Annotated in this window: 21 protein-coding genes; 19 read left to right on the top strand and 2 right to left on the bottom strand. The window is 46.2% G+C overall.

The annotated features are described in order from the left end of the window. Positions 1-64 precede the first annotated feature (64 nt). From DESYODRAFT_RS07885 to DESYODRAFT_RS07915, 7 genes are all read left to right on the top strand, one after another. The gene (locus DESYODRAFT_RS07885) at positions 65-8,638 is read left to right on the top strand and encodes a GH36-type glycosyl hydrolase domain-containing protein (RefSeq protein WP_007781527.1); all 8,574 of its coding nucleotides are present in this window, start codon (positions 65-67) and stop codon (positions 8,636-8,638) included. A gap of 51 nt (positions 8,639-8,689) precedes the next feature. Continuing rightward, on the top strand, positions 8,690-9,121 hold the full coding sequence (locus DESYODRAFT_RS07890) for a universal stress protein (RefSeq protein WP_007781528.1): 432 nt from the start codon (positions 8,690-8,692) through the stop codon (positions 9,119-9,121). A gap of 187 nt (positions 9,122-9,308) precedes the next feature. Continuing rightward, entirely contained in the window at positions 9,309-10,202 is an 894-nt protein-coding gene (gene galU / locus DESYODRAFT_RS07895) for a UTP--glucose-1-phosphate uridylyltransferase GalU (protein ID WP_007781531.1), read from the top strand. 57 nt (positions 10,203-10,259) lie between these two features. After that, entirely contained in the window at positions 10,260-10,718 is a 459-nt protein-coding gene (locus DESYODRAFT_RS07900) for a hypothetical protein (protein WP_007781534.1), read from the top strand. Positions 10,719-10,903: 185 nt separating this feature from the next. Then, on the top strand, positions 10,904-11,209 hold the full coding sequence (locus DESYODRAFT_RS07905; RefSeq protein WP_007781536.1) for a hypothetical protein: 306 nt from the start codon (positions 10,904-10,906) through the stop codon (positions 11,207-11,209). A 167-nt stretch (positions 11,210-11,376) separates the two neighbouring features. Further along, a complete protein-coding gene (gene iorA / locus DESYODRAFT_RS07910; RefSeq protein WP_007781538.1) occupies positions 11,377-13,104 on the top strand; it encodes an indolepyruvate ferredoxin oxidoreductase subunit alpha in 1,728 nt (575 codons plus the stop codon). 1 nt (position 13,105) lies between these two features. Beyond that, positions 13,106-13,687, top strand: coding sequence for an indolepyruvate oxidoreductase subunit beta (locus tag DESYODRAFT_RS07915; RefSeq protein WP_007781541.1), 582 nt, complete (start codon positions 13,106-13,108; stop codon positions 13,685-13,687). A gap of 107 nt (positions 13,688-13,794) precedes the next feature. On the opposite strand, the gene DESYODRAFT_RS07920 is transcribed toward DESYODRAFT_RS07915, so the two are convergent. Together DESYODRAFT_RS07920 and DESYODRAFT_RS07925 are read right to left on the bottom strand one after the other, a co-directional pair. Next, positions 13,795-13,983 carry a type II toxin-antitoxin system antitoxin gene (locus DESYODRAFT_RS07920; protein WP_007781543.1) on the bottom strand — a complete coding sequence of 63 codons (189 nt, stop codon included), beginning with the start codon at positions 13,981-13,983 and terminating at the stop codon, positions 13,795-13,797. A gap of 81 nt (positions 13,984-14,064) precedes the next feature. Continuing rightward, a complete protein-coding gene (locus DESYODRAFT_RS07925; RefSeq protein ID WP_007781546.1) occupies positions 14,065-14,904 on the bottom strand; it encodes an SPFH domain-containing protein in 840 nt (279 codons plus the stop codon). 222 nt (positions 14,905-15,126) lie between these two features. Here DESYODRAFT_RS07925 and DESYODRAFT_RS07930 point away from each other — a divergent pair, with 222 nt between their 5' ends. The 12 genes from DESYODRAFT_RS07930 (at position 15,127) to DESYODRAFT_RS07985 (ending at position 25,832) form a co-directional block, all read left to right on the top strand. Beyond that, positions 15,127-15,996: an SDR family oxidoreductase gene (locus DESYODRAFT_RS07930; protein ID WP_007781549.1), complete on the top strand. Its 870-nt coding sequence runs from the start codon at positions 15,127-15,129 to the stop codon at positions 15,994-15,996. A 709-nt stretch (positions 15,997-16,705) separates the two neighbouring features. Beyond that, positions 16,706-17,809, top strand: a complete 1,104-nt coding sequence (gene pylB / locus DESYODRAFT_RS07935; protein WP_007781552.1) for a methylornithine synthase PylB — start codon at positions 16,706-16,708, stop codon at positions 17,807-17,809. Continuing rightward, complete coding sequence (gene pylC / locus DESYODRAFT_RS07940) at positions 17,806-18,996, top strand: 3-methylornithine--L-lysine ligase PylC (protein WP_007781554.1); 1,191 nt, start codon at positions 17,806-17,808, stop codon at positions 18,994-18,996. The genes pylB and pylC overlap by 4 nt, the downstream gene beginning before the upstream one ends. Before the next feature lie 6 nt (positions 18,997-19,002). Next, on the top strand, positions 19,003-19,839 hold the full coding sequence (gene pylD / locus DESYODRAFT_RS07945) for a 3-methylornithyl-N6-L-lysine dehydrogenase PylD (protein WP_007781555.1): 837 nt from the start codon (positions 19,003-19,005) through the stop codon (positions 19,837-19,839). A gap of 21 nt (positions 19,840-19,860) precedes the next feature. Beyond that, on the top strand, positions 19,861-20,181 hold the full coding sequence (gene pylSn, locus DESYODRAFT_RS07950; RefSeq protein ID WP_007781556.1) for a pyrrolysine--tRNA(Pyl) ligase small subunit: 321 nt from the start codon (positions 19,861-19,863) through the stop codon (positions 20,179-20,181). A 226-nt stretch (positions 20,182-20,407) separates the two neighbouring features. Beyond that, on the top strand, positions 20,408-20,731 hold the full coding sequence (locus tag DESYODRAFT_RS07955) for a BMC domain-containing protein (RefSeq protein ID WP_007781558.1): 324 nt from the start codon (positions 20,408-20,410) through the stop codon (positions 20,729-20,731). A gap of 56 nt (positions 20,732-20,787) precedes the next feature. Further along, positions 20,788-21,435 (top strand): ethanolamine utilization microcompartment protein EutL, encoded by a 648-nt coding sequence (gene eutL / locus DESYODRAFT_RS07960; RefSeq protein WP_007781560.1) that lies wholly within the window; start codon positions 20,788-20,790, stop codon positions 21,433-21,435. A 24-nt stretch (positions 21,436-21,459) separates the two neighbouring features. After that, positions 21,460-22,947 (top strand): acetaldehyde dehydrogenase (acetylating), encoded by a 1,488-nt coding sequence (locus tag DESYODRAFT_RS07965; protein ID WP_007781563.1) that lies wholly within the window; start codon positions 21,460-21,462, stop codon positions 22,945-22,947. Between the two features lie 150 nt (positions 22,948-23,097). Next, on the top strand, positions 23,098-23,409 hold the full coding sequence (locus DESYODRAFT_RS07970) for a BMC domain-containing protein (RefSeq protein ID WP_007781565.1): 312 nt from the start codon (positions 23,098-23,100) through the stop codon (positions 23,407-23,409). 45 nt (positions 23,410-23,454) lie between these two features. Next, entirely contained in the window at positions 23,455-24,777 is a 1,323-nt protein-coding gene (gene pduL / locus DESYODRAFT_RS07975; protein ID WP_007781567.1) for a phosphate propanoyltransferase, read from the top strand. Between the two features lie 3 nt (positions 24,778-24,780). After that, positions 24,781-25,542 carry an HFCD family protein gene (locus tag DESYODRAFT_RS07980; protein ID WP_007781570.1) on the top strand — a complete coding sequence of 254 codons (762 nt, stop codon included), beginning with the start codon at positions 24,781-24,783 and terminating at the stop codon, positions 25,540-25,542. Continuing rightward, on the top strand, positions 25,539-25,832 hold the full coding sequence (locus DESYODRAFT_RS07985; RefSeq protein ID WP_007781572.1) for a EutN/CcmL family microcompartment protein: 294 nt from the start codon (positions 25,539-25,541) through the stop codon (positions 25,830-25,832). Before DESYODRAFT_RS07980 ends, DESYODRAFT_RS07985 begins: the two co-directional genes overlap by 4 nt. The last annotated feature ends 13 nt before the right edge of the window (positions 25,833-25,845 follow it).

A 25,845-nucleotide genomic window follows, 5' to 3' on the forward strand; every position in this document is an offset into this window, starting at 1 on the left:
AGATAAAAGTCTGATTTAAAAAGTAAGAAACCAGACTCGGCATAGAAAACGAGGTGAATATAAAATGTTCGAGCAAAACACTAAGATTTCGGAGGAGCTTAAACAACGTGCCCGTACTCTTGCACTTGAAAATACTACGGTTTATAACAGACAAGGAAATGTATCCTTACGTAATCTGAAAAAGATCGTCAAGCAGCTTGAAGACTATAGTCATAAATCTGAAGTTGATGAAAACGCCGGATTCCCGTTATTGCCGGCGATGGAATGGTTGATGGATCATGTAAGTTTATTTAAGGAACAGTACCTTCATGTTGAGAAGAATCTTCCCCAATCTTTCTATAGACGTTTACCCAAATGGGATGCTAAATCATCACAAACCCGCATTGCAGCTATCTTAAAGGAGTTCCTGCAAAACATGGGCGGACAAGCCGGTTTACCGGCACTTACTCAATATATTAGGGCTTTTCAAGAGATTACTACCCTAACGATGGGTGAACTTTGGGCTATTCCGTTATTTTTACGGATCAGCTTGCTGGAAGAGCTGGGTGATCTATTTGAGGAAGTTTGTGAACGTCATGAAGATCGTAAGCAGGCCGAAGAATTATTTCAAAAGTGGGTTCCCTATCTTAATGATCCGGATAAGCTGATTAGCGAAATAGAGCGAACCACGAAGGGGATGAATATTCTACCTAAGGTCTTAGTGGTTTATATTATAGGAAGGCTTCGTGACTATGGGGAAGAGGGCATTCCTATTAGTCAATGGATTGAACGCAAGATTGGTTTGCAAACAGAAGGTATCGAGAAATTGATGGGTCATGAACACCAGCTGCAGGCAAACTATCAGGTAGCCGCCGGAAATCTCATCACCAGTCTGCGCAATGTATCCCGTTGGAAATGGGAGGAGGAGTTCGAATCTTTAAGCTCGGTCGAAAGGATTCTGGAAACTGATCCTGGTCGAATTTATGCCTTAATGGATTTCGCCAGTCGAGATCAATTAAGACATGCAGTCGAACACATCGCTAAAACTCTGAAAATGCAAGAATGTTCAGTCGCCCAAACAGCTGTGGCACTGGCTAATAATTTCCGGACAAAACATGCCGGCGAAAATGCGCCTGAAAAACATGTGGGCTATTATCTTATCGATCAGGGAAAGGATAAACTCTACGCGGCGTTGCTGGGACGCCGTAAAGCTTGGTATTATCCGTCACTAAGCCCAAAAAGACATCCGAACTTTACGTTTTTAAGCATGTTTACGATATTCACGCTGCTAACCTTAGTCGTTTTCTGGCTAGTCATCGGAGAATTCACGAATCTTGATCCTTGGAAATTGATCGTTTTGAGTTTGGTCTTATCAGTCCCAGCCAGTGAGTGGGGCTTAACTCTTGTTAATTCGTTTATTCAACGTTTCTTTCCTCCCCAACCCTTGTTAAGATTAGAATTCAAGGAAGGAATCAATCCCGAGTCTGCAACTATGGTGGTTATTCCAACCTTATTGTCAAGTGAAACGGATGTCCGTAAGTTGATGCATGATATTGAGGTGCATCACTTAGCCAATCAGGATACTCACATCCATTTTGCGATTCTGGGGGATTTTCGTGACGCCCACGAGGAAACATTGCCCCAGGATGATCAAATACTGGAGATTGCGCGCCTTAGGATAGATGACTTAAATAAAAAGTACCCCTGTCAAGAGGGTTCAACCTTCTATTTATTAGTACGCAAACGTCACTGGAATCCAAAAGAAGGGGTTTGGATGGGGTGGGAACGTAAACGTGGTAAATTGACTGAATTTAACGCCCTGTTATTGGGAAGTCAGACAACTAGCTTTACAGATATCTTTGGGGATTCGGAAATCTTTTCTAAAATACGGTATGTAATCACTCTTGATTCGGATACGGAGTTACCCCGGGATGCCGCTAAACGTTTGATCGGTACCATAGCTCATCCCTTGAACATCCCCATACTTAATGAAAAGCACACCCGGGTTGTGCGCGGTTACGGCTTGCTGCAACCCAGAATTCTGGTTAAGCATGAGAGCCTGTATCGTTCAAGGCTGTCCTATTGGTTCGCCGGAGTGACGGGTATCGACCCCTATACCTTTGCGATTTCTGACCCTTATCAGGATCTTTTCGGGCATGGAATCTTTACGGGCAAAGGGATTTATGACGTAGCGGTTTTTGACAAAATTCTTTGCCAGCGTTTTCCGGACAATACGGTTTTAAGCCATGATTTGTTAGAAGGCGGATTTTTACGAGCGGGCCTTGTCACCGATATTGAGCTGCTGGATGATTTTCCTTCCAATTACTATTCTTATCTGAAACGCATGTGCCGCTGGGTACGTGGGGATTGGCAGCTTTTGCGCTGGTTTTCTCCCCTGGTACGGAATCGAAGGGGGACACGTCTGTGGGTGGATCTCCCGATCATCACACGCTGGCAAATGATCGACAATTTGCGGCGCAGCTTACTAAGTCCGGTCTTATTTGGTTTGATAATTTTCAGCATTTTGGGATTGCCGGGTTGGAAATGGGGTTGGCTGGGGATTGTCCTGGCAACGATTGCTATTCCGTTTTTCATAAATTCCCTTAATAGTTTTAAGCAAAGGCTGAAGTGGCGCTGGAGATGGAGAAACCTGCTGGGGGTTTTAGGTCAAATTATGGTCACCGTCGTAATGCTGCCCTTTAACAGTGCGATGTTGCTGGATGCTATTATGCGTACGCTTTATCGCTTGTTCATCTCCCATAGGCATTTATTGGAGTGGGTAACGGCTGCCGACGCAGAAAGAGAAACCCCAAGAACCGTCGGTGTGTTCATTCGCCGCTTAAGTAAGGGATATCTTTTTGTAGTGCTCTTTATACTGGGAACCTTATTCTCGGAACCGGATATAGCCGTACCCAGTCTTGGGATAGGTTTCATCTGGATGCTCGGTCCCTTTTGGGCATATTGGCTGAGCAAACCACAACCCAGTAAAAAAGCAGAAATGATTACGGAAGAGCGGGACTATGTCCGGGCTTTGGCTTATGATACCTGGCGTTTCTTTGAACTTGTCGTGCAGGACGGAGAAAATTGGCTTCCGCCGGATAATCTGCAGGTTGATCCGCCCAAGGGTATCGCCCACCGGACATCTCCCACGAATATAGGAATGCTCTTGGGATCGACATTGGTAGCCCGGGATTTAGGCTTTTTAACGACGACAGAACTAATGGAGCGTATAGAACGTACCCTGGATTCTCTGGAGAAGATGCAGCGCTGGCAGGGACATTTTTATAACTGGTATGATACCTGCACTCTCGAACCCCTGCCGCCTCTTTATGTATCGACGGTAGATAGCGGTAATATGATAGCCTATCTTTTAACGGTTAAACAAGGACTTAAGGAATGGGGAAAGAAGCCCCTCGTTGATCAAGCCACGATTCCGGGAGTCTTGGATCGAATTACCCGGGAAGAGCAGACTCACCATAAGGAAGGGGCAGAATTAAGGGCCTGGAAACAACGGCTAACAGAGGCCGGCAACGAACCGTCAACCTATTTAAGCTGGTACCGCTTACTTAAGGAAGCAAAGGTTGAAACCTTCCCGGATTTAATCCGACACAGAGTAAATCTGGCACTTCAAGAATTAGAAGGACTCATTCCCAGCATAGAGATCATCGCCCGATTATGTAAACAAGATTCCGCTGTTGTAAAGGAGCTTGGCGAACAAGGAGCTGAGATAGGTTTACGTTGGGCGAAGGCTCAAACCATACCGGAGCTTGTTGAGGCTACACGGGCAAGCTTGCAGGTTTGCGGGAAAATGAGCGGGGAGTTTGCCGGACAGTGGAAGAAAACCCTTGAAAAGGGCCTTGTCAACCTTACCAGGGCTGCGGAAAGGCTGGAAACTTTACAAATTCGCTTAGAAAAGCTGATCGTGGAACCTGATTTTCGTCCCCTTTATAATGATAAGATCAGGTTTTTGGCCATTGGCTATAACGTTTCCAGCCAACAAAGGGATAATGCCTACTATGATTTGATGGCATCTGAAGCCAGGCAGGCCAGCTTTATAGCGCTGGCGCTGGGTCAGCTTCCGACAGAGCATTGGTTTGCTTTAGGACGCTCCTTAACCATGGTAGGACGGGACACGGCTTTGTTATCCTGGACCGGGACGATGTTTGAATATCTCATGCCCTTATTGCTTATGAACTGCTATGAGGATACTCTCTGGGATGAAACCTACAAGTCGATTGTGAAAAAACACATTTCCTATGCTTCTAATCTGGGATTGCCTTGGGGAATTTCCGAGTCGGGTTTTTACGCCTTTGATTTTCAGATGAATTATCAGTATCAGGCTTTTGGGGTCCCGGATTTAGGCCTCAAGCGAGGGTTAGGGTATGAAAGGGTTATAGCTCCCTACGCCACTGTGCTGGCCGCTTTGATTGATCTTAAGGGGGCCTTGAAAAACCTGAATCTGCTTGAGAGGTTAGGTGCCAGAGGAACCTATGGTTTTTATGAAGCGTTGGATTTCACCAAGGAACGCTTGCCTGAAGCTGAGCAGCACGTCGTGATTAAGAGCTTTATGGCTCATCATCAGGGTATGTGCTTAGTGGCTTTAAGTCATTTGCTTTTAGAGCGCACCCTGGGCAGCCGATTTCATGAAGACCCCCGGATTCAGGCTGTAGAGCTGCTTTTGCAGGAACGAGTTTCGCAAAAGCCCCTGATTATAGACCGCTGGAAATGGACGCCGAAAAGACCTATTCGTGCTGAAGATGACAATGAGTTTGAACGGCATTTCCAAAGTGTGGATACACGTATTCCGGAAGCCAGAATTCTCTCCAATGGCCGTTATGTGGTCATGCTGACAAGCAGCGGGAGCGGGTTCAGCCGCTTCGGGGAGATCGCTTTATCCCGGTGGCGGGAGAATCCTTATAAGGACCCCTGGGGAACGTTTTTCTATATCAATGACCTGACGGAACGCAAAATTTGGTCGGCTACCTATCAACCTTGCCATGATCAGCAGACGGTTGATGACATGAGTTTTTCCTTAGAGAAAGTAACCTTTAACCGAACCAACGATGATATTCACTGTCAAACCGAGGTTTCAGTTTCGCCGGAGGTGGATGCCGAGATACGTCGGCTTACCTTTACAAACAATGGCGATCGGCCTCATATTTTAGAGGTGACAAGTTATTCGGAGGTTGTTTTATCCTCGGGGAGGGCCGATGATGATCACCCCTCTTTTAATAAGCTTTTTGTACACACGGAATTTTCCGATCACCCCGAAGCCCTGGTAGTCAGCCGCAGAGGAAGGACCCCGGAAGAGCGTTACCCCTGGTTAGCGCATTCCGTGAATGTTGAAGGGAAGATTGTGGGAGTTTTAGAGTATGAGACGGATCGGGCGCGCTTTTTAGGACGGGGCCATTTCTATGATCGTCCGAGGGCGGTGGTAGAGAATCAAAGACTCTCCGGAACCCTTGGCGACGTGCTTGACCCAATTATTTCCTTAAGAAGGCGTGTAGAAGTGCCGCCCGGTAAAAAAGTCCGCCTGACGTTTGTGATCGGCGTTGCCGATACAAAGGAAAACGTGCTGACCATGATTCAGCAGCTTTCCGCCCCTCATCAGATCGAACGTTCCTTGGAATTAGCCTGGACCAGAAGCAGAATTGAATTGAGATACCTGAACCTGTCCAGCCGGCAAGCGGACATCTACCAGTGGATGCTTTCCCAAATCTTCTATTTTAACCCTTTAAGCATAACAAGAGCGGAAAGTATCATGAAAAATAAAAAGGGGCAATCTGCTTTATGGAATTATGGTATCTCGGGAGATATACCCATCGTGCTTATCCATGTTTCCGAAGTGGAAAATCTGGATTTTGTGGACTCTGTGCTCTCTGCCCATGAATATTGGCGCTTGCGGGGGCTTAAAGTGGACTTGCTGATTCTTAATGATTTCGAAGGGAGTTATGAGCAGCCACTGACAGAGGCCTTGCGCCACCTTGTCTTTGCCAGCTCAGATCGTGATTTTCTGGATAAGCCGGGAGGAGTCTTTATTCGTTCAGCGAATATTATGCCGGAAGAGGATAAAGCCCTCTTTGCTACTGTAGCGCGAATTTCTTTGCGGGCGGACGGCAGAAGTTTAGCTAAACAACTGGCCATACCTAAATCAGAAAGTAACCTGCCGGCAGTTTTGGTGCCTGAATCATCTCCTTGGGTTTCAGAACCCTTCTACACCACGGACTATGCCAAGGAAATAGCTTTCTTTAATGGGCTGGGGGGATTTGTAGCCGAGGGAAGGGAGTACGCGATCTACCTTAATGACCATAAGCTGACTCCCCTGCCTTGGTCGAATATCCTGGCTAATCCTTGGTTCGGAACTCAGATTTCGGAATCCGGTGCGGGATATACCTGGGCGGAAAATAGCCGGGAAAACAAACTAACGCCCTTGTACGGTGATCCGATTACGGATCTTCCCGGGGAAGTATGCTATCTTCGTGATGAATGTAACGGTGAGTTTTGGTCCCTGACTTGTTTGCCCATTCAGGAGGAAGCTCCCTATATAGTCCATCATGGTTGGGGATACAGCCGTTTCGAGCATACAAGCCACGGGATTGTCCAGGAAGGGTTAGTGTTTGTTCCCCTTAATGATCCCCTTAAGGTTTGGCAGATTACCTTAAGAAATCCCGGCCGGGAGGTTCGTCAAATTTCCCTTACCTATTATGTGGAGTGGGTTTTAGGAGTACAAAGGGCCGTTAATACACCCTTTATTATCACCGAGATCGACGAGGCTTCGGGTGCTTTGATAGCACGCAACACCTACCAAGAGGTATTCCCCGACCGGAAAGCCTTTTTGGGGGTTCAAACGGAGGGGGAAGAAGCTAAGCGGACCTGGACCGTAGATCGCCTGGAGTTTATTGGGCGCTATGGGTCTCTGAGTAAACCGGCTGCCTTGTCCAGAGTTGCTTTGTCCAAGGCAAGCGGCATGATGTACAATTCCTGCGGAGCTATTCAAGTAACCCTAAGCTTAGACCCCGGGGAAGAAAAACAGGTCTTAGTGCTTCTGGGGCAAGCCCGGACAATGGAGGAAGTAGCCGGCCTGATGTCCCGCTACTCAAAACCGCAGCTGGTTTCAGACAAATTTCAGGAGATTCGGGACTTTTGGGTCCAGCTGGTGAAGGGGGTTCAAGTCGTTACTTCGGATAAGAGTATGGACCTGATGCTTAATGGCTGGTTGTTATATCAAACCCTCTGTTGCCGGATGTGGGCAAGATCCGCCTATTATCAAGCCGGAGGCGCCTACGGGTTTAGGGATCAGCTCCAGGACAGTTTAGCCCTCCTGCATGTTTACCCGGAACTTACCAAGGAGCGAATCCTTCACCATGCCGCCCATCAATTTCGCGAAGGGGATGTGCAGCACTGGTGGCATGAAGAGACAAAGCGGGGAATCCGCACGAAGTTTTCCGATGATTTACTATGGTTGCCCTATAGTGTGCTGCGTTATTTGGAACATACTGAAGACGAGGAAATTTTAGTTCGGGAAGTGAACTTTTTAGAAGACCTGCCCTTGGGGCCGGATGAGGATGAGCGCTATTCCGAAACTAAGGTTTCCCTGGAACAGGCCTCGATCTTCGAACATTGCTTGCGCGCCATCGAACGTGCGCTGCGGTTTGGTTCACATGGTCTTCCCTTAATGGGCACGGGCGACTGGAACGATGGGATGAATAGGGTTGGACGTGAGGGAAAAGGAGAAAGTGTCTGGCTCGGCTGGTTCTTATATACCATCCTGGAAGGATTTGCGGAACTGTGTGCCCGCGGGAAAGCCGGGGATATGGATATCGCTTTAAGGTATCGCCAGGTTGCCCAAGAGTTGGCACGTAATCTCAATGAAAACGCTTGGGACGGACAATGGTACCGCAGGGCCTATTTTGATAATGGTCAGCCCCTGGGTTCAGAGCTGAATCAGGAATGCCGGATTGATGCTATCGCCCAGGCTTGGTCAGTAATTTCCGGGGCAGCACCTCCTGAAAAAGCGAAGCAGGCTATGTTGGCGTTGGATCGGGAATTGGTCTGCCGCGAGTACTCTTTAGTACGTCTATTGACGCCTCCTTTTAAGAATACTGATCCCAGTCCGGGCTATATTCAAGGTTATCCTCCCGGGGTGAGGGAAAATGGGGGACAATATACCCATGGCGTTATCTGGAGTATCATTGCTTGGGCCAAATTAGGAGAAGGGGATAAGGCCTGGGAACTTTTTCATATGCTTAACCCTATTAATCATGCCCTGACTCCCAGTGGGGTTTTGCATTACAAAGTGGAACCTTATGTTATGGCCGCAGATGTCTACTCGGTTGAACCCCATATGGGACGAGGGGGGTGGACTTGGTACACGGGTGCAGCCGGCTGGATGTATCAAGCGGGGCTTGAATGGATTTTAGGATTACAAAGGCGGGGAAAACGTCTGTATTTGAGGCCTTGTATTCCCAGTGCTTGGGGCGAATATAATGTAACTTATAAGTATCAAAAAACAACTTATCATATTCAGGTTCAAAATCCCTTGCATAAGTGCACTGGTGGAAGCCTGTTAGCCCTTGATGGACGAGAATTAGAATTTTCCGAGCCGTATATTGAGCTGCTTGATGACGGCGAAGAACATGCCGTAAGGTTGGTTTTATAGCCCCTGCTAAAAACGGAGTAATCGGTGACAGATAAGAAAGGTGGTATGAATATGTTTAAAAAAATTTTAGTTCCTACAGACTTTTCGAAATCCTCACGCCAGGCCCTGATCACTGCCTTAAAATTTGCGCAGCAATTTAATTCTGAAATTGAGCTGTTTCATGTCATTGAACCCCCCAGGACCTATTCGGAATACACAGGGTATTATGGGTCTTTAGTACCTGCCGACGAAATGGAAGAGCTGGCAGTGAAAGCCTTAGATTCAGCATTAGCGGGTATCGAAGTGGGGGATGTCCGGTTACACAAGAAGCATGTTTCAGGTAAACCTGCCTTGGAAATTATTGAAAAAATTAAGGAAGATTTTGATTTAGTAATAATGGGTTGCCGCGGCTATGGCGGGAATGCCGGGGCAATCCTGGGAAGTGTGACTCAGCGGGTTCTAGCCTATTCAACATGTCCGGTGCTGGTTGTCTATTCGATGTAGGGAATACGTGACGGGGGGCGGTCCTTTTGACATAATATGCCGAAAGGACCGTCCCCCGTCACGCTGATCTGATAAGTATTGATGTTCTTTCTAACAAGGGCATAGAGAAACTGGACTCCTACCGATATCATAGAGTCTTATCCGGTGAAATAAGTATTCACAGACTGTTATGGAAGGAGAATGAAGCGTGCGTAGAATTCGTAAGGCGATAATTCCAGCAGCAGGATTGGGAACCCGTTTTTTACCCGCCACAAAGGCTCAGCCCAAAGAGATGCTGCCTATAGTCGATAAGCCGACCATTCAATATATAGTGGAAGAAGCTATTAGCGCCGGAATCGAGGATATTGTTATTGTTACAGGGCGGAATAAGCGAGCTATCGAAGACCACTTTGATCGATCAATGGAACTTGAGGGGTTTTTAGAGAAAAATGCTAAAGATGAATTACTGGATTTGGTACGGGATATTGCTCGTATGGCAGATATTTACTATGTCCGCCAAAAAGAAGCGTTAGGCTTGGGACATGCAATTTATAGTGCGCGTAAGTTTATTGGCAATGAATCCTTTGCGGTCCTTTTAGGGGATGATGTTATTTATTCTGAGGTGCCTGTTATACGTCAGATGATCGATCAGTATGAGCGTTATGGGGCAAGCATAGTGGGGGTTCAAGAAGTCCCACTACAGGATACGCCGAAATATGGAATCGTAGATGGTCAAAAGTTTGCGGATCGGCTTTATCGAGCTAAAACTATGATAGAGAAGCCTCGTTTGGAAGAAGCCCCGGAAACTCGTTTAGCGATCATGGGGCGGTATATCCTTAATCCGGAAATTTTCCATATATTAGGGGAACTCCCTGCGGGTAAGGGTGGAGAGATTCAGCTTACTGATGGGATTAAAGAACTTGGACGATATCAAGACGTCCACGCCTATGAGTTTGAAGGTCGGAGATATGATGTGGGAGATAAGCTGGGCTTTGTAGAAGCAACTATCGAATACGCATTGCGGAGAGAAGATTTATCTGAGAATCTTACGCTTTTCTTGCGAAATCTGGTTAAAACGATTGAACAAGATGAGCTTGAATAAGGTCATGTAACGATTATCCGAAAAATGTGTTTAGTATTAACTGAAATGAGATGATACATGTTGACAAAGAAACTAAGTATAGCCTTATTGTTATTTTTATGTTTTGGAATTATATCCTACTACACAATCAATAATCATATTCCAAAAGAAGCACCTGTCCCAATCGTCGAATACAATAATAAACTAATTCCAACAACTGAGTCCATGTATAATTGGTTTGATAAGGGAAAAGGTGGAAATAGTCATCTTGCGCTTCCACCAGAAGAGAATACAAAGGACCTAGAAGCCATTGCAGTTGAACAGAATAGGGATATAATGATTAAATTTGATACCAAATATCAACCACAACAAATCGAAATAATACACTGGACCCAAGGGAGAATTAAGTCCAGCTTGATCTTAAACGGTATGACATTTAAAACAGCCACTGTTCCCGGTATTTATGTTTATGAAGTTATAGGTAAATGGGACGAAACTCATCAGTCTGCACACTCATTTGGAATTGAAGTAAAGTAAATATGAATCTAAAAATGCAAGACTCTCTTCCGGGATTCCGAGGAGGATGAGTGCCTGGGTGTAGGTCAAAATCGACACCAGTGTCGTTTTTGGATTGCCCCACCGTCATCATGCTCAATATGTTAAACCTTACCTGTTAAGAAATCTTAATATTCATAAAGTAATATTTGGAAGGAAATGCAAAATTGAACAACAATGAAGTATCTAAAAAAGGAACATTGCTTGATAAAATTTCAATCGGCATCGCGATTACGCTTGTGATAGTTATCTGTAATGAGTTTTTTCAGGTTATACCTACACATAAAACCAAACTGGAAGGAGCTTTACTCTTATCACCATTATTGATAGCTCCTATTGGTATAATAATTGGTTTAATCTCAATCATAAAAGATAGAACTATTCTGGCAATATGGGGTGTAATTATAAATATTATTCTAGGTTCTTTCCCCTTTTTTTATAGGATATTAGTAACTTTGATAATAGGCCCTTAATTCCAAAATCTTCTATGGTTCTTTTGGCAATTGTGGTTCATGGGTTTGTCGTGAAAGAACCTGCTTGCCCTCTTTACAGTTTTCTATTTTCTGAGTTAAAATGTCTATATGACTCAAATTTAGAAAGATTTTGCTCATTTCCATTAAGGGGGGAGACTAAAGAAGGCATGAAAACATTAATGACAGGCAATGAGGCAATAGCCCGAGGTGTCTACGAATACGGTGTCAGCGTTGCCGCAGCTTACCCTGGTACACCCAGCACTGAAATCCTCGAAACGATTGCCAAATACCCGGAAGTTTATTCTCAATGGTCGCCTAATGAAAAAGTAGCGATGGAAGTTGGCATTGGCGCAGCTATTGCCGGTGCACGCTCGATTGTTGCCATGAAAATGGTGGGAGTTAATGTAGCTGCCGATCCGCTCTTCACTGTGGCTTACACCGGAGTTCGTGCCGGATTAGTCTTGATCTCAGCCGATGATCCTGGAATGCACTCTTCACAAAACGAGCAGGACAATAGATTATATGCGGCCTTTGCTAAGATACCGCTTTTAGAACCCTCGAATTCCCAGGAAGCGAAAGACATGGTTGGCTTGGCTATGGAAATTTCCGAAACCTTTGATACGCCGGTTATGCTAAGGATTACGACTCGAATAGCCCACTCTCAAAGTTTAGTGGAGCTGAACGATCCCTGTGAACGGCTGGTTAAGACCTATGAACGGGACCTGCGTAAATACGTGATGCTCCCGGGGAATGCGCGGGCCAGGCGTTTGGTAGTAGAAGACAGAATGCATAAACTCGCCGAATACAGCGAAACAGTGGCAGTCAATAATATCGAATTGCAAGACCGGTCCATTGGGGTTATCACCTCCGGTATTTCTTATCAATATGTCAAAGAAGCTCTTCCTGCGGTTTCCGTCCTTAAATTAGGCTTAACCAATCCTTTACCTTCAGGGTTAATCAAAGAGTTCGCTGCCAAAGTGGACAAACTTTATGTCGTCGAGGAATTAGAACCCTATATAGAAAACGAAGTCCGCCGCCTGGGCATCAATGTCATCGGGAAAGAGCTCTTCCCTCCCTATGGCGAATTTTCCGTGCGTATGGTATCGGAAAAGATCAGCGGTCAGCCCGGAATAACCGTAGCGCCGGCTTTTGACTCTCCGATCCGGCCGCCGGTTATGTGTCCCGGATGTCCGCACCGCGGAATGTTTTACGCCTTAAAACAGCTTAAACTGGTTGTTTCCGGCGATATTGGCTGCTACACTCTGGGAGCCATGGCTCCCCTCGAAGCAATGGATACCACGATCTGCATGGGAGCCTCAATATCCGCAGGCTTAGGAATGATAAAGGCTCATCCGGAAATGGCCGGCAATATGGTGGCCGTGATTGGTGACTCAACCTTTTTGCATTCAGGAATTACCGGTTTGATGGATGTGGTTTATAATAAGGCCAATCTGACCACGATCATCTTAGATAACTCTATTACAGCCATGACAGGGCACCAGGATAACCCGTCCACAGGTAAGAACCTGATGGGTCAGCCGGCGCCTCAGGTGGACGTTGTAGCCTTGTGTAAAGCCCTGGGAATAAAACGGGTCACGGAAGTTGATCCCTTTGACCTTAATAATGTTAAAGAGATAATCAAGACAGAAGTAGCCGTTCCGGAGTCATCCGTGATTATTGCCCGGCGTCCTTGTGCGCTTATTATCAAAAATAATGAAAAACCGCTTACGGTTCAAGACTGTACCGGATGCAAAATGTGCTTAAAATTAGGCTGTCCGGCACTTTCCTTTGATGAAGAAATGAAAACAGTTGTGGTTGACCAGGCCCTATGTACTGGGTGCGGATTATGTATTAATGTATGCAAATTTAATGCCTTGCGAAAGGCGGGTGAATAATATGTCTAAAATAATGAATGTCCTACTGGTGGGAGTTGGTGGTCAGGGAACAATTTTGGCTTCGAAAATTCTGACCCATGTTGCTCTGGCCCAAGGCTACGAAGTGAAAATGTCAGAAATTCATGGCATGGCTCAGCGAGGCGGATCAGTGGTAACTCAAGTTCGTATAGGAAAAGACGTTTACTCACCTGTCATTGAACCGGGGGAAGCAGATTTTATTGTTGCTTTCGAACAGTTGGAAGCCTACCGGTGGGCACACTACTTGAAAAAAGACGGGGTTTTAATCGTTAACAATCAAAAGATTGCACCCTTACCCGTACTCATCGGAGCCGCAACCTATCCTGAGACTATCCTGGCCGACCTGAAGGACCGAGTTGAGCGCTTTATCGAATTAGACGGCTTAAAGTTAGCTCACGAGGCCGGAAATTCTAAAGCCACCAATGTAGTGCTGATGGGGGTTCTCTCTAAGTATATGGAATTCCCTGAGGATTCCTGGCAAAACGCTCTTGCCGCGAAGATTCCGGCCAAACTGCTGGACTTAAATCAAAGAGCCTTTGCTTCCGGAGTTGCTGAGGTCAAGTAAACTTTGTAATTCGTATTGAAATTGCAACAGAATTGAAACTGCAGCAAAACTAATAAAACAAGCCCGTGAACGTCTAATAGGAACGTTCACGGGCTTTGTCTATTCACTCACTCACTCGGATTCCCCGCATCCTTAGGACCGTCCGGATCCTTCAAGCGACCCGCTCGCCGGACAGCGTCCCGGAGCAAAAACTCGATGTGAGCGTTGGCACTTCGAAATTCATCGGCTGCCCAGCGTTCTAGAGCTGCATAAAGTTTTGGATCAAGGCGTAAGGGGAATTGCTTTTTAGTTGCCATTTTACCACATCCAATGTCAAACTGCTGCTTTTTAGGCATGATGGAATGTACGTTGGCTTAGTGCCGGCCCAGGCTTTCATGTTAATACATGGTTCCGGCATTTATGACAGGTTGGGTTGCGCGTTCTGAAACAATTGATACGAGAAGGTTATTAATCATAGCGGCTTTGCGCTCTTCGTCAAGCTTTACGACACCGTCGTTTTCGATTCGTTCAATAGCCATCTGGACCATACCAACCGCACCCTCCACAATGATCTGGCGGGCGGAAAGGATCGCTGAAGCTTGCTGTCTCTGCAGCATTGCGCCTGCGATTTCAGTAGCATAGGCCAGGTGGGTAAGACGTGCTTCGCTTACTTCCACTCCCGCAAGGCTCAAGCGCTGTTGGAGTTCGTTCGTTAGCTCATTTGATACCTCTTCGGGATTACCTCTTAGGGAGAACCCTTCACTTTCGTAGTTATCGTATGCGTACCGGGTTGCTACGTGACGCAAAGCGGTTTCACTTTGAATTTCAACGAATTCTTCATATTTCTCCACATCGAAAATTGCTTTAGCGGTATCAACGACCCGAAAGACGACAACGGCAGCAATCTCAACCGGATTACCCTCGATGTCATTAACCTTGAGGGTTTTGCTGTTGAAATTCCGAACCCGTAAAGAAACCCCTTTGCGTATGGCGAGGGGAACGCTTAACCACAGACCGGGTTCGCGGATCGTGCCCAGATAACTCCCGAAAAAGACCAGGGCATAGGACTTATTAGGCTGCACAACAAAAATTCCGGTTGCTGAGATAATGGCCAGGATAATCAGTGGAATACCTACAAAGTTGAGCTGCGCGACTAAAGCGATCCCTCCGATCAATAAGGCCAGGATAAGAATCAGGGCGAGATAACCGTTGATAGCCCATGCTTTTTTTTCAGTCATATAGTTTCCTCCTTAAGAAATAATTGTTTTGCTTCCTTTAGTTAATACTAAAAATAATAACAAAACTTGATACTGATATGATATCATTTTTATATCAAAGTGTAAAGTTCTTGAAAAAATAGATGATTATACAATAGGAATATGGGTCATTTTATAAATGATTGTCAGAATACTGGTTTTAAAGGGTTTCAATAGTTTAAAGTATGGAAGGAGTGCCAGCTAATGACTCAAGCGCCAGTTCCTAAACCTACGTTTCCGGCTCAGCACCAAGATCGACAACCAGGTTTCGAATCGATTATGAATCCAAAACCAATAGCTGAAGATGTGAATTATCTGGGCAGTGCCAAGTTAAAAGGAAAAGTTGCTGTCGTAACCGGAGGGGATAGCGGAATAGGACGGGCAGTGTCTATAGCCTATGCTAAAGAAGGTGCTGATTTAGTCATTGTCCACTTAAACGAACATGAGGATGCCAATGAAACAAAAGTCCGCGTAGAACAATTAGGTCAGCGCTGCTTAATTATGGCAGGGGATATGGGAGATGAGGTCTTTTGCCAACAAGTTGTCGATCAGACCATTAAGACCTTTGGTAAACTTGATATCTTAGTCAACAATGCCGGAGAACAACATCCCCAGAACAGTTTATTGGATATCACAAGTGCCCAGCTGGAAAGAACCTTCCGAACCAATATCTTTGGTTACTTCTATTTAACCAAAGCAGCTTTACCCCATCTGAAATCAGGGAGTGTGATTATCAACACTGCATCGATTACCGCCTATGAAGGACATGACCAACTCATTGATTACTCGGCAAGTAAAGGTGCCGTGGTTTCCTTCAACCGGTCTTTGTCGGAATCTCTCTGTAAGTTAGGGATTCGGGTGAATGGGGTTGCTCCGGGGCCTATTTGGACACCGCTGATTCCTGCCTCGTTTCAAGCCAACGATGTGGCGACGTTCGGAAGCACAACTCCAATGCAGCGAGCCGGGCAGCCAAAAGAACTGGCTCCGGTTTATGTTTTTTTGGCTTCGGAAGATTCTTCGTATATGTCAGGCCAGATGCTTCACGTCAATGGCGGTACAATCATTAACAACTGATATCTTTAATTAGGCTGTAGGAAGGGAATTATCCATTCGCAGAGCCAAAGCTTTTCTCCGGGCCGGTGCCAGGCCAATGACTACTTCCGGATTCGGGCAATCTCTTTTTGTCGGGACCTCATGCTTGGATTAGTCATGTTTTTGGGATGGAAAAGCAGAGCATTTAAGTCATTCAAGTCACAAATGACTGAGAAGAGTCCTTTGTGACTTGCTTTTTGTTAATTGAACAAACAAGGCTGGTTATAAAACAATATTCAAGCGAAACAAGTGAAAATGCGTTGGGGAGCATCCTTAAGACGACAGTTAAGTAGCAGTTATAGATAAAATAATATTCCGTAGCTGAACTTAAGGTTGGCATTGAATTTGCATAATTCATAATTACATAATAAAATTTTAAGTGCCTATAGCATTCTTAATTATAGGACCTTATTACTATTAAATACTCACTCACTTCTCAAAACCTCTAATTCACCATCATTCTGTATAGAAAGGGTTCAGTGATCTCGAAACTGAACCCTTTCTATACTATGATTGCGGCAAGGCACCTCCTCATCAACGGGATATTTAATAATTTACTATAAAATTGAGTAAATATGGACAACTCTCCCAGTGTATGCGGGTTTTAGGATCTAAAAAGCCTCTGATCCTGGCATAGAATTTGCGCTTTTGAAATCATATGGCTGGAGAAACTTAAAAAGTAGGGGATTATATGATCAACACGACATCCTTGATGTTAGATGTAATTCTGGAAAAGGCTGAGCAGGAGAACCCTTTGAGCAGAGAGGAACTTAAGTTTTTGCTGACATTATCAGAAGAAAGTGATCTTTCTAAGGTATTTACCCTTGCTCGTCAGCTTCGCAGGCGCTATTTTGAGGATAAACTATTTATTTATGGATTTGTGTATTTCTCAACTTATTGCCGCAATGACTGTGCTTTTTGTCTGTATCGCAGATCAAATCACGCTTTAGACCGGTATCGTAAAACAGACTTGGAAATTATGGAGACCGTTTCGAGTCTTGTGAAGTCAGGCGTTCACTTAGTGGACTTGACCATGGGAGAAGATCCTCAATATTTTGACAACCGGGAATCAGGCTTTGCACATTTGATAAGTACTGTGGAACAAATCAAAGATAGAACGGGAATTCCGATTATGATCTCGGCAGGAGTTGTTCCGGAGCAGGCACTGCGGGAGTTTAAAGCGGCTGGGGCTGATTGGTATGCAGTCTATCAAGAAACCCATAACCCTGATTTATATCATAAACTCAGACTTGGACAAAGCTACACTGAACGAATGGAACGAAAAAAGTTAGCCCATAAGTTAGGCTTCCTCATTGAGGAAGGGTTACTGACAGGCGTGGGCGACACGGAAGAGGACTTGGTAAATTCTCTGGAGAGGATGAGGGATTTAGGTGCGGAGCAGGTCCGGGTAATGAGTTTTGTTCCGCAGAAGGGTACTCCTATGCAAGACGTCACTTCGGTATCCCGGCATAGAGAATTGTTGATCATCGCTGTTATGCGTTTAATATTTCCGGATCGCTTGATTCCGGCTTCACTGGATGTTGATGGACTGAATGGCTTGGCCAACCGCCTGAATGCCGGGGCGAATGTCATAACCTCAGTTATACCGCCACATTCCGGCTTGGCTGGAGTGTCCAATCATTCGTTGGATATTGAAGACGGAAATCGAACGATAAGTAAAATTATCCCCGTTCTTGCTGAACAAGGACTGGCTCTGGCAACCAGAGATGACTTTGCAGAGTGGATCAGGCAGCGGCAGACGTTAATTATTCCTTCAGGAGGAGCATTAGTATGAAGGTTGTAGTTGTAGGGGGTAAACTTCAGGGGGTTGAGGCGGTCTATTTAGCTAAGAAGGCTGGCTGGAAAGTTGTTCTGGTCGATAAGGATAGTTGGGTTCCGGCCGCAGAACTTTGTGACCGGTTTTATCCGATGGATGTCACAAACGTTGCAGAGTGGATAGCTTTTCTTAAAAATATTGATCTGATCATTCCTGCGCTGGAGAATCAAGCCGCCTTAGACAGCCTTATAAGAAGTGCCAAATCCGCAAATGTGCCGCTGATGTTCGATGAGGGCGCTTATGCCATTTCATCGTCAAAAATCAAGTCTAATGAATTGTTTGCCCGCATAGGAGTACCTGCGCCAATCCCTTGGCCGGAGTGTGGTTTTCCGCTCATAGTAAAACCATCAGGAGCCAGCGGGAGCAAAGGGGTTGTAAAACTCAAGTCCAGTCAGCAATTTCATCGTTTGTTTGAAAAAGGCCTTAAAGATTGGGTAATAGAAGAGTACCTGGAAGGTCCGTCCTATTCGCTGGAGGTTATGGGTTTTTCCGGGGTCTACAAAGTATTGCACATTACGGAATTGCATATGGATCAAGTCTATGATTGTAAGCGAGTTGCGGGCTCAGCCCATTTATCGGATCAACTCAGAGCAGAGTTTGAGAAGATCGGATTAAGTTTGGCCAAGAATTTGAATTTAAATGGGATTATGGATGTTGAGACAATACTGCATCAAGGACACTTAAAGGTCCTTGAAATTGATGCGCGTCTTCCCAGCCAAACTCCCATCGCGGTTTATCATGCGACTGGTATTAACATGTTAGAAATTCTGGGGCAAGCCTTTGTCATCAATCGACCATGGCCGGCTTTTGAGGTCAGCGAAAGACGGGGTGTCATTTTAGAACACATTCGGGTGGAAAATGACAGTCTTGAAGTTTCAGGTGAACATATTATGTCGGATGTTGGTCCGCTCTATCTTTATCCGGATTTTTTCGGAACCCATGAAGCACTCACTAATTATTTGCCAGGTAAAACGGAGTGGTCGGCTACCCTGATCATAACAGGAGAAGATCTGAAAGAGGCGTGGGATAAGCGCTGCTCTGTCATTCAAGCGATCCGGAATGAATGGGGTATCCGGCATTATGTTGACCGGTATCCTGTGTATGAAGAGGATGATTATCATATCAAATGCGCTTCAGGGAGTTGAACCATCATGACACGACTTAAGGAAAAGGATGTTAACCAAATAACGGCAGCTTTAGGGGATTATAATGAGGAGCTTGTGAGAACAACGGGATGCTCCTTAAATGAGATAGCCGCCCTGGCTTCCGGTAAGGAGATTGATTGTCCCGATAAACAGAATCCGCTCGTGGCTGTAATTCCTATGACCTGCGGCCAGGGGATTATCGAAGGGTTTGTCGAATCCGTAGCCGGGATTATTGCTTATCTGGGCTTTCAGGCGGTTGTTACGAAAAACAGCGATGCCGGCGGTGTTGCGGAAGCAGTTAAAAAGGGCGCGGATATCTTATTCATGGCTGATGATGATCAATTTGTGGCCATTAATATTAGAACAGGTAAGGTTTCTGATAACGGGGAAGCTACCGGCAAAGGATATGTAACTGGCTTGGAGTGCATGTGCCATGGACTGGAAGGTAAGAAGGTGCTGCTTCTCGGCGCCGGTCCTGTGGGAAGCAGTGCGGCTTTAGCTCTTGTACGTAAGGGGGCGGTGGTAAGTGTTTTTGATATAAATATTGCTGCAAGCCAACGTTTGAGCGGCGTGATCGAAGGATTGGGTTTCAGCGTTAATATAGTGACGGATTTAGAGAGCTCATTAGCCGGACATCAGATCTTTGTTGATGCATGTCCGGCTGAGAAGGTTATAGACTCCAGGTATATCACGAAGGATACTATGATTGCGGCCCCAGGAATTCCCTTGGGGGTTCAGGCGGAAGGGTTAAAACAACGACTTACTGACCGGCTGCTTCATGATCCGCTGCAAATCGGAGTAGCCACCATGCTGTGGGAGGTTTTCGAATCACAGAAATTGTAGGATGTATTGGAGTTGAAAGAGATGACCATAGATTCGTCGAAAAGGCGTTATTATCGAAAAAACGTGGATTTCTTCAAGTTTGTAGAGAAACTTAAACTATGGCCCTCGAAAAGCGGGACCTTACATGGCATTAAAAGTATGACCATTAGAGGGAATCGTGCTGAAATCGTAACTCATTGCAATGAATCATTCCAGACTTACAATTCAAAAAATAGCCGGGCCGCCCGTTGCTTAAGAAATAAATTGTTTTTTAAAGCCTGCAGCAGTTGCCAAATACCCAGCTGGAAACTGGAAAAATACTCATCCACCTTTGTCAACCAAAGCTACGGGTCCCGTTTATAGGAACACTGGTTACTTTCGATGAAAGTAACCAGTGTTCCTATAATTTTAAGTTGCGGCTATGACTCAAATAAGTCAATTGAGACTCAGGTTTGCGGTTATTCCCGGCCTTAAAACCTGCTTATTTTGTTAGGTACCTTTAAATAGGGAGTATTTTTAAATGGCATAATTTTTGCATAATAGATTTGTAGATTTCAAAAAGCATGATTTGTGAAAGGAGAAAACATAAATGGCTATAAGAGCGGATCTCGTAGCATTAGGAATGGTAGAAACCAGAGGAGTCGTAGGGGCCATTGAAGCGGCTGATGCCATGGTCAAAGCAGCTAATGTCACCCTGATAGGGAAAGTTAAAGTAGGAGGAGCCTTAGTTACTGTTATGGTGCGAGGAGATGTCGGAGCCGTTAAAGCCGCGGTTGATGCCGGAGCAGCCGCAGCGGAACGTGTCGGAGAGCTTGTCAGTTGTCACGTCATTCCCCGCCCCCATCAAGAACTCGAGGCAATCCTTCCTGCATTACCGGCCAATGAAGAAAAGCCGAAGAATAAAAACGTCTAGAACGGCAGTAATTCGTCGGAACTAAAAAGGTCCCGGCATTAATAGGGAGGGTAACCATGATAGAACCCATTAAGCCCAAAGTATTAGCCGTTAGATTAATACCTAATGTGGCCCCGGATTTTGCGGAAAAATTAGGACTCACGGGTTACCAGCGATCGATTGGCATGATCACAGCTGACATTGATGATGCGGCCTACGTAGCATTAGACGAAGCCACCAAAAAGGCCGAAGTGGAAGTAGTGTATGCTAAAAGCTTCTATTGCGGAGCGGCACGTGCCTCAGGGCCATTATCCGGAGAAATCATCGGAATCTTAGCCGGTCAAAACCCCGCTGAAGTACGGGCTGGGGTTGACGCCTGCATAGATCACCTGGAAAACGAATGTTTCTTCTATACCTGTGACGGAGGAAAAACAGCCTGGTTCCCGCATACCGTTTCCCGAACAGGAAGTTACCTTTCTAAAATTGCGGGAATTCAAGAGGGAGAACCGCTCTCCTACCTCATCGCACCGCCGATCGAAGCTATGTATGGCTTAGATGCCGCGTTAAAAGCTGCCGAAGTCACCATGAAGGCCTTTTACGGACCTCCAACTGAGACGAACTTTGGCGGTGGGCTGCTGACCGGGTCGCAGAGCGCGTGCAGATCCGCCTGCGAGGCCTTCCAACGCTCAGTCATTGATGTTGTGGAAAATGGTCTGAACTATTAGTGAATGAGGAGGTGGGACTTCGTAATGGAACTTGATCGTGACTTATGTTCCTTACAGGAAGCCCGAAATTTAGTGCGGGATGCCAGAAAAGCCCAGGAAGCTCTTATGAACTTCACACAAGAACAAGTCGACAAAATCATCGACATGATGCGGGAAGCAGGAGAAGCTAACGCAGCGCGCCTGGCCATGATGGCCGTCTCCGAAACGGGAATGGGAAATTACAATGATAAATGCTTTAAGAACTATTTTGCTTCCCGAACTCTCTATGACTTCATAAAACCTATGAAAACAGTCGGAATAATTCGAGAAGACCACGACCGGAAGCTATGGGAAATAGCCGAACCTGTAGGTGTCATCGCAGGAATTATTCCTACGACCAATCCCACCTCAACCGTTATTTACAAAGCGATGATAGCCCTTAAATCCCGCAATGCCATCGTCTTCTCTCCGCACCCTGGCGCCGTACGCTGTACAAATGAAGCTGCGAAAATCATGCATCAGGCAGCGATAGCCGCGGGTGCCCCCGAAGGGGTCATAGGGTGTATCACGAATGTTTCAATGGGCGCCACTAACGAACTTATGAAACACCCAAGTGTAGCCATGATTCTGGCAACCGGGGGAAGTCCCCTGGTCAAAGCTGCCTACAGCAGCGGCAAACCGGCCCTGGGCGTCGGCCCTGGAAATGTACCTGCCTTTGTGGAAAGAAGTGCCGATTTGCCGAAAGCCGCGGAATACATCGTCCTGGGAAAAACCTTTGATAACGGAACTATCTGCGCGTCTGAGCAAGCTGTTGTCGTCGAAGAATGTATCGCTGACGAACTTATATCTCATCTCAAACGACAGGGTGCCCATTTCCTCGATCCCGAGGAAGTAAATAAAGTCTCCAATGTCGTTATGTCAGCGAACGGAGGAGTTAATCCCAAAGTCGTGGGAAAAGAGCCCAAATTCATAGCCCAGCTCGCGGGAATTGTCATCCCGGATCAAACAAAATGCTTAGTGGCCCCATTGTCGGGGGTCGGACCTCAGTGGCCTTTATCTTATGAAAAGCTCACCACCGTCTTGGGCTTTTACAGGGTGGCAGATTGGCATGAAGGCTGCGAACGCTGCTTCCAACTCTTAGAAGCAGGCGGAGTGGGACACAGTCTTGCCATGCATTGCAATAACCAGGAGGTCATTCGCGAGTTTGCCCTCAAGAAACCAGTCAACCGATTGCTTATTAACACCCCGGCGTCCATGGGAGGAGTCGGAGCAAGCACCGGATTATCGCCATCCTTTACCTTAGGGTGTGGAACTTGGGCGGGTTCAAGCGTTTCAGAAAACGTGACCCCACTTCACCTGATCAATATTAAGCGAGTAGCCTGGCATCAAGGGATACCTGAACGCAAAACCATGCAGCCCATGGGCGTTGCAGGAATCTGGGAAAAGCCGCAGGCCCAACAACTAAACCAACAAGTTGATGCCCGATTATTAAAAGAAATTATTGACAAAGTCCTGCAGCATTTAAATGTATAACATTTAAATGTTAACAGAAGGTTTTAAGATGAAGAGTTTGATCAAAGTTCAGCGATCAGGGTCATAAAGCTTGGATCAAACACTTAGGAATTGAGCATAATTCCCAAAACGCGAACATGGGATAGAAGAACATAATAGGGAGGAAAAAAGATGGCACAAGATCGTAGTGTAGTAGCACTTGGCATGGTTGAAACAAAAGGACTAATCCCAGCGATCGAAGCAGCGGATCAAATGTTAAAGGCGGCGAATGTGACCCTGTGTGGAAAAGAGCATGTCTCCGGAGGACTCGTCTCAGTCATGGTCCGGGGAGATGTCGGAGCAGTCAAGGCAGCCGTAGACGCAGGAGCCGCAGCAGCCCAGCGGGTCGGAGCACTCCTCAGTGTGCATGTTATACCACGCCCTCATCAGGACGTTGAGTACATTTTACCAGTCGGTGACAACAAAGGTTATGGAGATAAATAGTTCTCTTTCATCTGATCTCCGACTTCTGTGGAGGGAGTTGAGGAATTGATCGTAACTGAGCAAGAACTAAGAGCCAATTGGCATAAAACTAAGGATAAACTAATCAAATTACCTCCTGGAAGTGTGATTACCCCGTCCGCCAGGGACTTTATCCGCTCCAAAGGAATCGATGTTCAAATCGAAGGAAACGGACTTGTAAACCAATTCAACGGGTACAGGCGTTTCAATGAAAAACCCAGCCCGGCATCGGAACGACAAACCCGGAACGGCCAGGGCATCAAACCGGAACACATGACCCATTTGCGCTCAGGGGACTTAGTCACTAAAGTCCACCCGGTCGTCGCCTACCGAGGACAACTGGACCTCTTTCAATGTGAAATCGTTGAAGCCCAGGTCTTCTTTCAGCAAAAAGGGGAAGTCAAGCTAATTCAATACTTAGATGAGATCGCTGCTTTTGCCAGGCAAATAATGGTCAGTGAAGTTAAAGAAGAACCTTTTCACTGGGAAACCCTCATCGGCCTAAATCCCCAAGAACTCCGGGAACGATCCCATCATCCTAAAAAGTATTTCGGGATCGAACACACCCCTTTAAGCTACACCAACGGGAGTATCGTAGCAAAACTACATCATTTAAGAGCAAAGTGCCGGGAAGTTGAACTCTATGCCAACCGAGCGTTCACTGATGAGACAGGAGGCTGCAGACGAACGGACCTCATCCAAGCCTTAAACCGGCTTTCCAGTGCCTTTTATATCCTGGCTTGTGAAGTTCAAGGTCGGAAAGATCAAGATCCAGCCGGGAAAACCGTTCCCATAGGGATCTCAAACCGGCACGTCCATCTCTCACAGGACGATTTACGAGCATTGTTTGGAGAAGACCATGAATTAACCTTCCAAAAAGCCCTTTCCCAACCGGACCAATTCGCCGCCAAAGAAACCGTCACCCTAGTAGGTCCTAAAGGACGATTTGAAAATGTGCGCATCCTTGGCCCCGTGAGAAAAAGCACCCAAGCGGAACTCAGCGTCACAGATTGTTTTAAACTGGGGATTAAACCCGTTATAAGAGACTCAGGCCGGCATGAAGGAACTCCGGGTCTAAAGATCCTGGGTCCGGTCGGCAACGTCGAGCTTGAAGCCGGCGTCATAGTAGCCGGCAGGCATATTCATCTCCACACTGACGATGCCAGAGATTGGTCTTTAAAGGATGGAGACCGGGTGCGCGTAAAAGTCGAAAGCCAACGGCCGACGATCTATGAAGATGTGTTGATTCGGGTCAGTAACCAATACCATAAAGAAATGCACCTGGATCTTGATGAAGCCAATGCGGCTCTCATCGATTCAAAGAGCCTGGGAAAACTCATGGGGGTATAAACCATGAATGAAGAACTAATCAGCCAAATCGTGCACCGTATCCTCTCAGACCCTTCCCTGCAAGGGCTGCTGTATGGAAATAGCAGTACGGAAGGTGACAGAGCAAATAAATCCGAAGCCTTAGTTCTCTTAAACTATGCTCCAGATTTTCCGCGTGTCCTGAAATCAGTTCGGCGGCGCTGGGGAGCAGATTACAGCCTTAACATCCTGCCCAGTGACCAGGTTTATAGAGTCAAACCGGACCTGCTTGCCGGCATGACCTGGATTGGGGCTGAAGACGCCTTGGCTAAGTCAGACTGGAAAAAACTAATTTTGCCCGCGTGTTCTCCGAATACCTTGGCAAAAGCTGCCTTAGGGATACGAGATAACCCCATCTGTGAGATGATTGGCCGTGGGATAAGCAATGGAAATTCCATTGAGTTAGTGACGGAGTATCTTGGCTTGAACGCCCAAACCCCTTTGGCCTATAGAGAGCTCTATGAAGGATATATTCAGAAGCTTCAATCTTACGGCGTAATAGTGTCGGCGACTTTAGAAGCAGGATGTCCATTTTCATCCATACCCGCCTCTTTTGAAGAAAGTACTTCCCCGCGTGAGGAGATCAGCTTCGCAAAGAGGTTCCTTGGAGACAAACAAGCCTATGGATTTCCGGAAGAGTCGAGAATTCTTGTGAGGCCAGGGACCGTCATCTCCCCTCTCGCCCGAGATACCCTTAAGCTGCGCCGGATTGAGCTGTGTATAGAGAAGGAGGAGGGAAGCCGATGATCTTAGCCCGCGTCATTGGAAATGTCTGGTCAACCCGAAAAGAAGAATCCCTGCGAGGCTTGAAGTTTCTCGTCGTTCAACCTGTTACCCTCACTTATCATGAAGATGGAACACCAAGACTTCGGGAATTTGGAAATTCCCTGATTGCAGCGGATCAAATTGGTGCGGGAGAAGACGAAATCGTCATGGTAGCCAGCGGTTCCTCAGCCAGACAGAGTCTTGTGAACCATAACATTCCCATTGATGCCGCTATCGTAGGCATTATTGATAAAGAAACCTTTGAAGTGTGAGCTTAAGCAGGTG

Origin of the sequence: Desulfosporosinus youngiae DSM 17734 (assembly GCF_000244895.1) — a bacterium.
Lineage (GTDB): Bacteria > Bacillota > Desulfitobacteriia > Desulfitobacteriales > Desulfitobacteriaceae > Desulfosporosinus > Desulfosporosinus youngiae.

What these genes read in the sequence shown, in the direction of transcription:
- DESYODRAFT_RS07985 (WP_007781572.1), top strand. Translation starts at nt 25,539, where the DNA reads ATGATCTTAGCCCGCGTCATTGGAAATGTCTGGTCAACCCGAAAAGAA.
- eutL (WP_007781560.1), top strand. Translation starts at nt 20,788, where the DNA reads ATGATAGAACCCATTAAGCCCAAAGTATTAGCCGTTAGATTAATACCT.
- DESYODRAFT_RS07890 (WP_007781528.1), top strand. Translation starts at nt 8,690, where the DNA reads ATGTTTAAAAAAATTTTAGTTCCTACAGACTTTTCGAAATCCTCACGC.
- DESYODRAFT_RS07965 (WP_007781563.1), top strand. Translation starts at nt 21,460, where the DNA reads ATGGAACTTGATCGTGACTTATGTTCCTTACAGGAAGCCCGAAATTTA.
- DESYODRAFT_RS07930 (WP_007781549.1), top strand. Translation starts at nt 15,127, where the DNA reads ATGACTCAAGCGCCAGTTCCTAAACCTACGTTTCCGGCTCAGCACCAA.
- iorA (WP_007781538.1), top strand. Translation starts at nt 11,377, where the DNA reads ATGAAAACATTAATGACAGGCAATGAGGCAATAGCCCGAGGTGTCTAC.
- DESYODRAFT_RS07925 (WP_007781546.1), bottom strand. Translation starts at nt 14,904, where the DNA reads ATGACTGAAAAAAAAGCATGGGCTATCAACGGTTATCTCGCCCTGATT.
- pylC (WP_007781554.1), top strand. Translation starts at nt 17,806, where the DNA reads ATGAAGGTTGTAGTTGTAGGGGGTAAACTTCAGGGGGTTGAGGCGGTC.
- DESYODRAFT_RS07970 (WP_007781565.1), top strand. Translation starts at nt 23,098, where the DNA reads ATGGCACAAGATCGTAGTGTAGTAGCACTTGGCATGGTTGAAACAAAA.
- DESYODRAFT_RS07920 (WP_007781543.1), bottom strand. Translation starts at nt 13,983, where the DNA reads ATGGCAACTAAAAAGCAATTCCCCTTACGCCTTGATCCAAAACTTTAT.
- DESYODRAFT_RS07955 (WP_007781558.1), top strand. Translation starts at nt 20,408, where the DNA reads ATGGCTATAAGAGCGGATCTCGTAGCATTAGGAATGGTAGAAACCAGA.
- DESYODRAFT_RS07980 (WP_007781570.1), top strand. Translation starts at nt 24,781, where the DNA reads ATGAATGAAGAACTAATCAGCCAAATCGTGCACCGTATCCTCTCAGAC.
- DESYODRAFT_RS07900 (WP_007781534.1), top strand. Translation starts at nt 10,260, where the DNA reads ATGTTGACAAAGAAACTAAGTATAGCCTTATTGTTATTTTTATGTTTT.
- DESYODRAFT_RS07915 (WP_007781541.1), top strand. Translation starts at nt 13,106, where the DNA reads ATGTCTAAAATAATGAATGTCCTACTGGTGGGAGTTGGTGGTCAGGGA.
- pylB (WP_007781552.1), top strand. Translation starts at nt 16,706, where the DNA reads ATGATCAACACGACATCCTTGATGTTAGATGTAATTCTGGAAAAGGCT.
- pylSn (WP_007781556.1), top strand. Translation starts at nt 19,861, where the DNA reads ATGACCATAGATTCGTCGAAAAGGCGTTATTATCGAAAAAACGTGGAT.
- DESYODRAFT_RS07885 (WP_007781527.1), top strand. Translation starts at nt 65, where the DNA reads ATGTTCGAGCAAAACACTAAGATTTCGGAGGAGCTTAAACAACGTGCC.
- pylD (WP_007781555.1), top strand. Translation starts at nt 19,003, where the DNA reads ATGACACGACTTAAGGAAAAGGATGTTAACCAAATAACGGCAGCTTTA.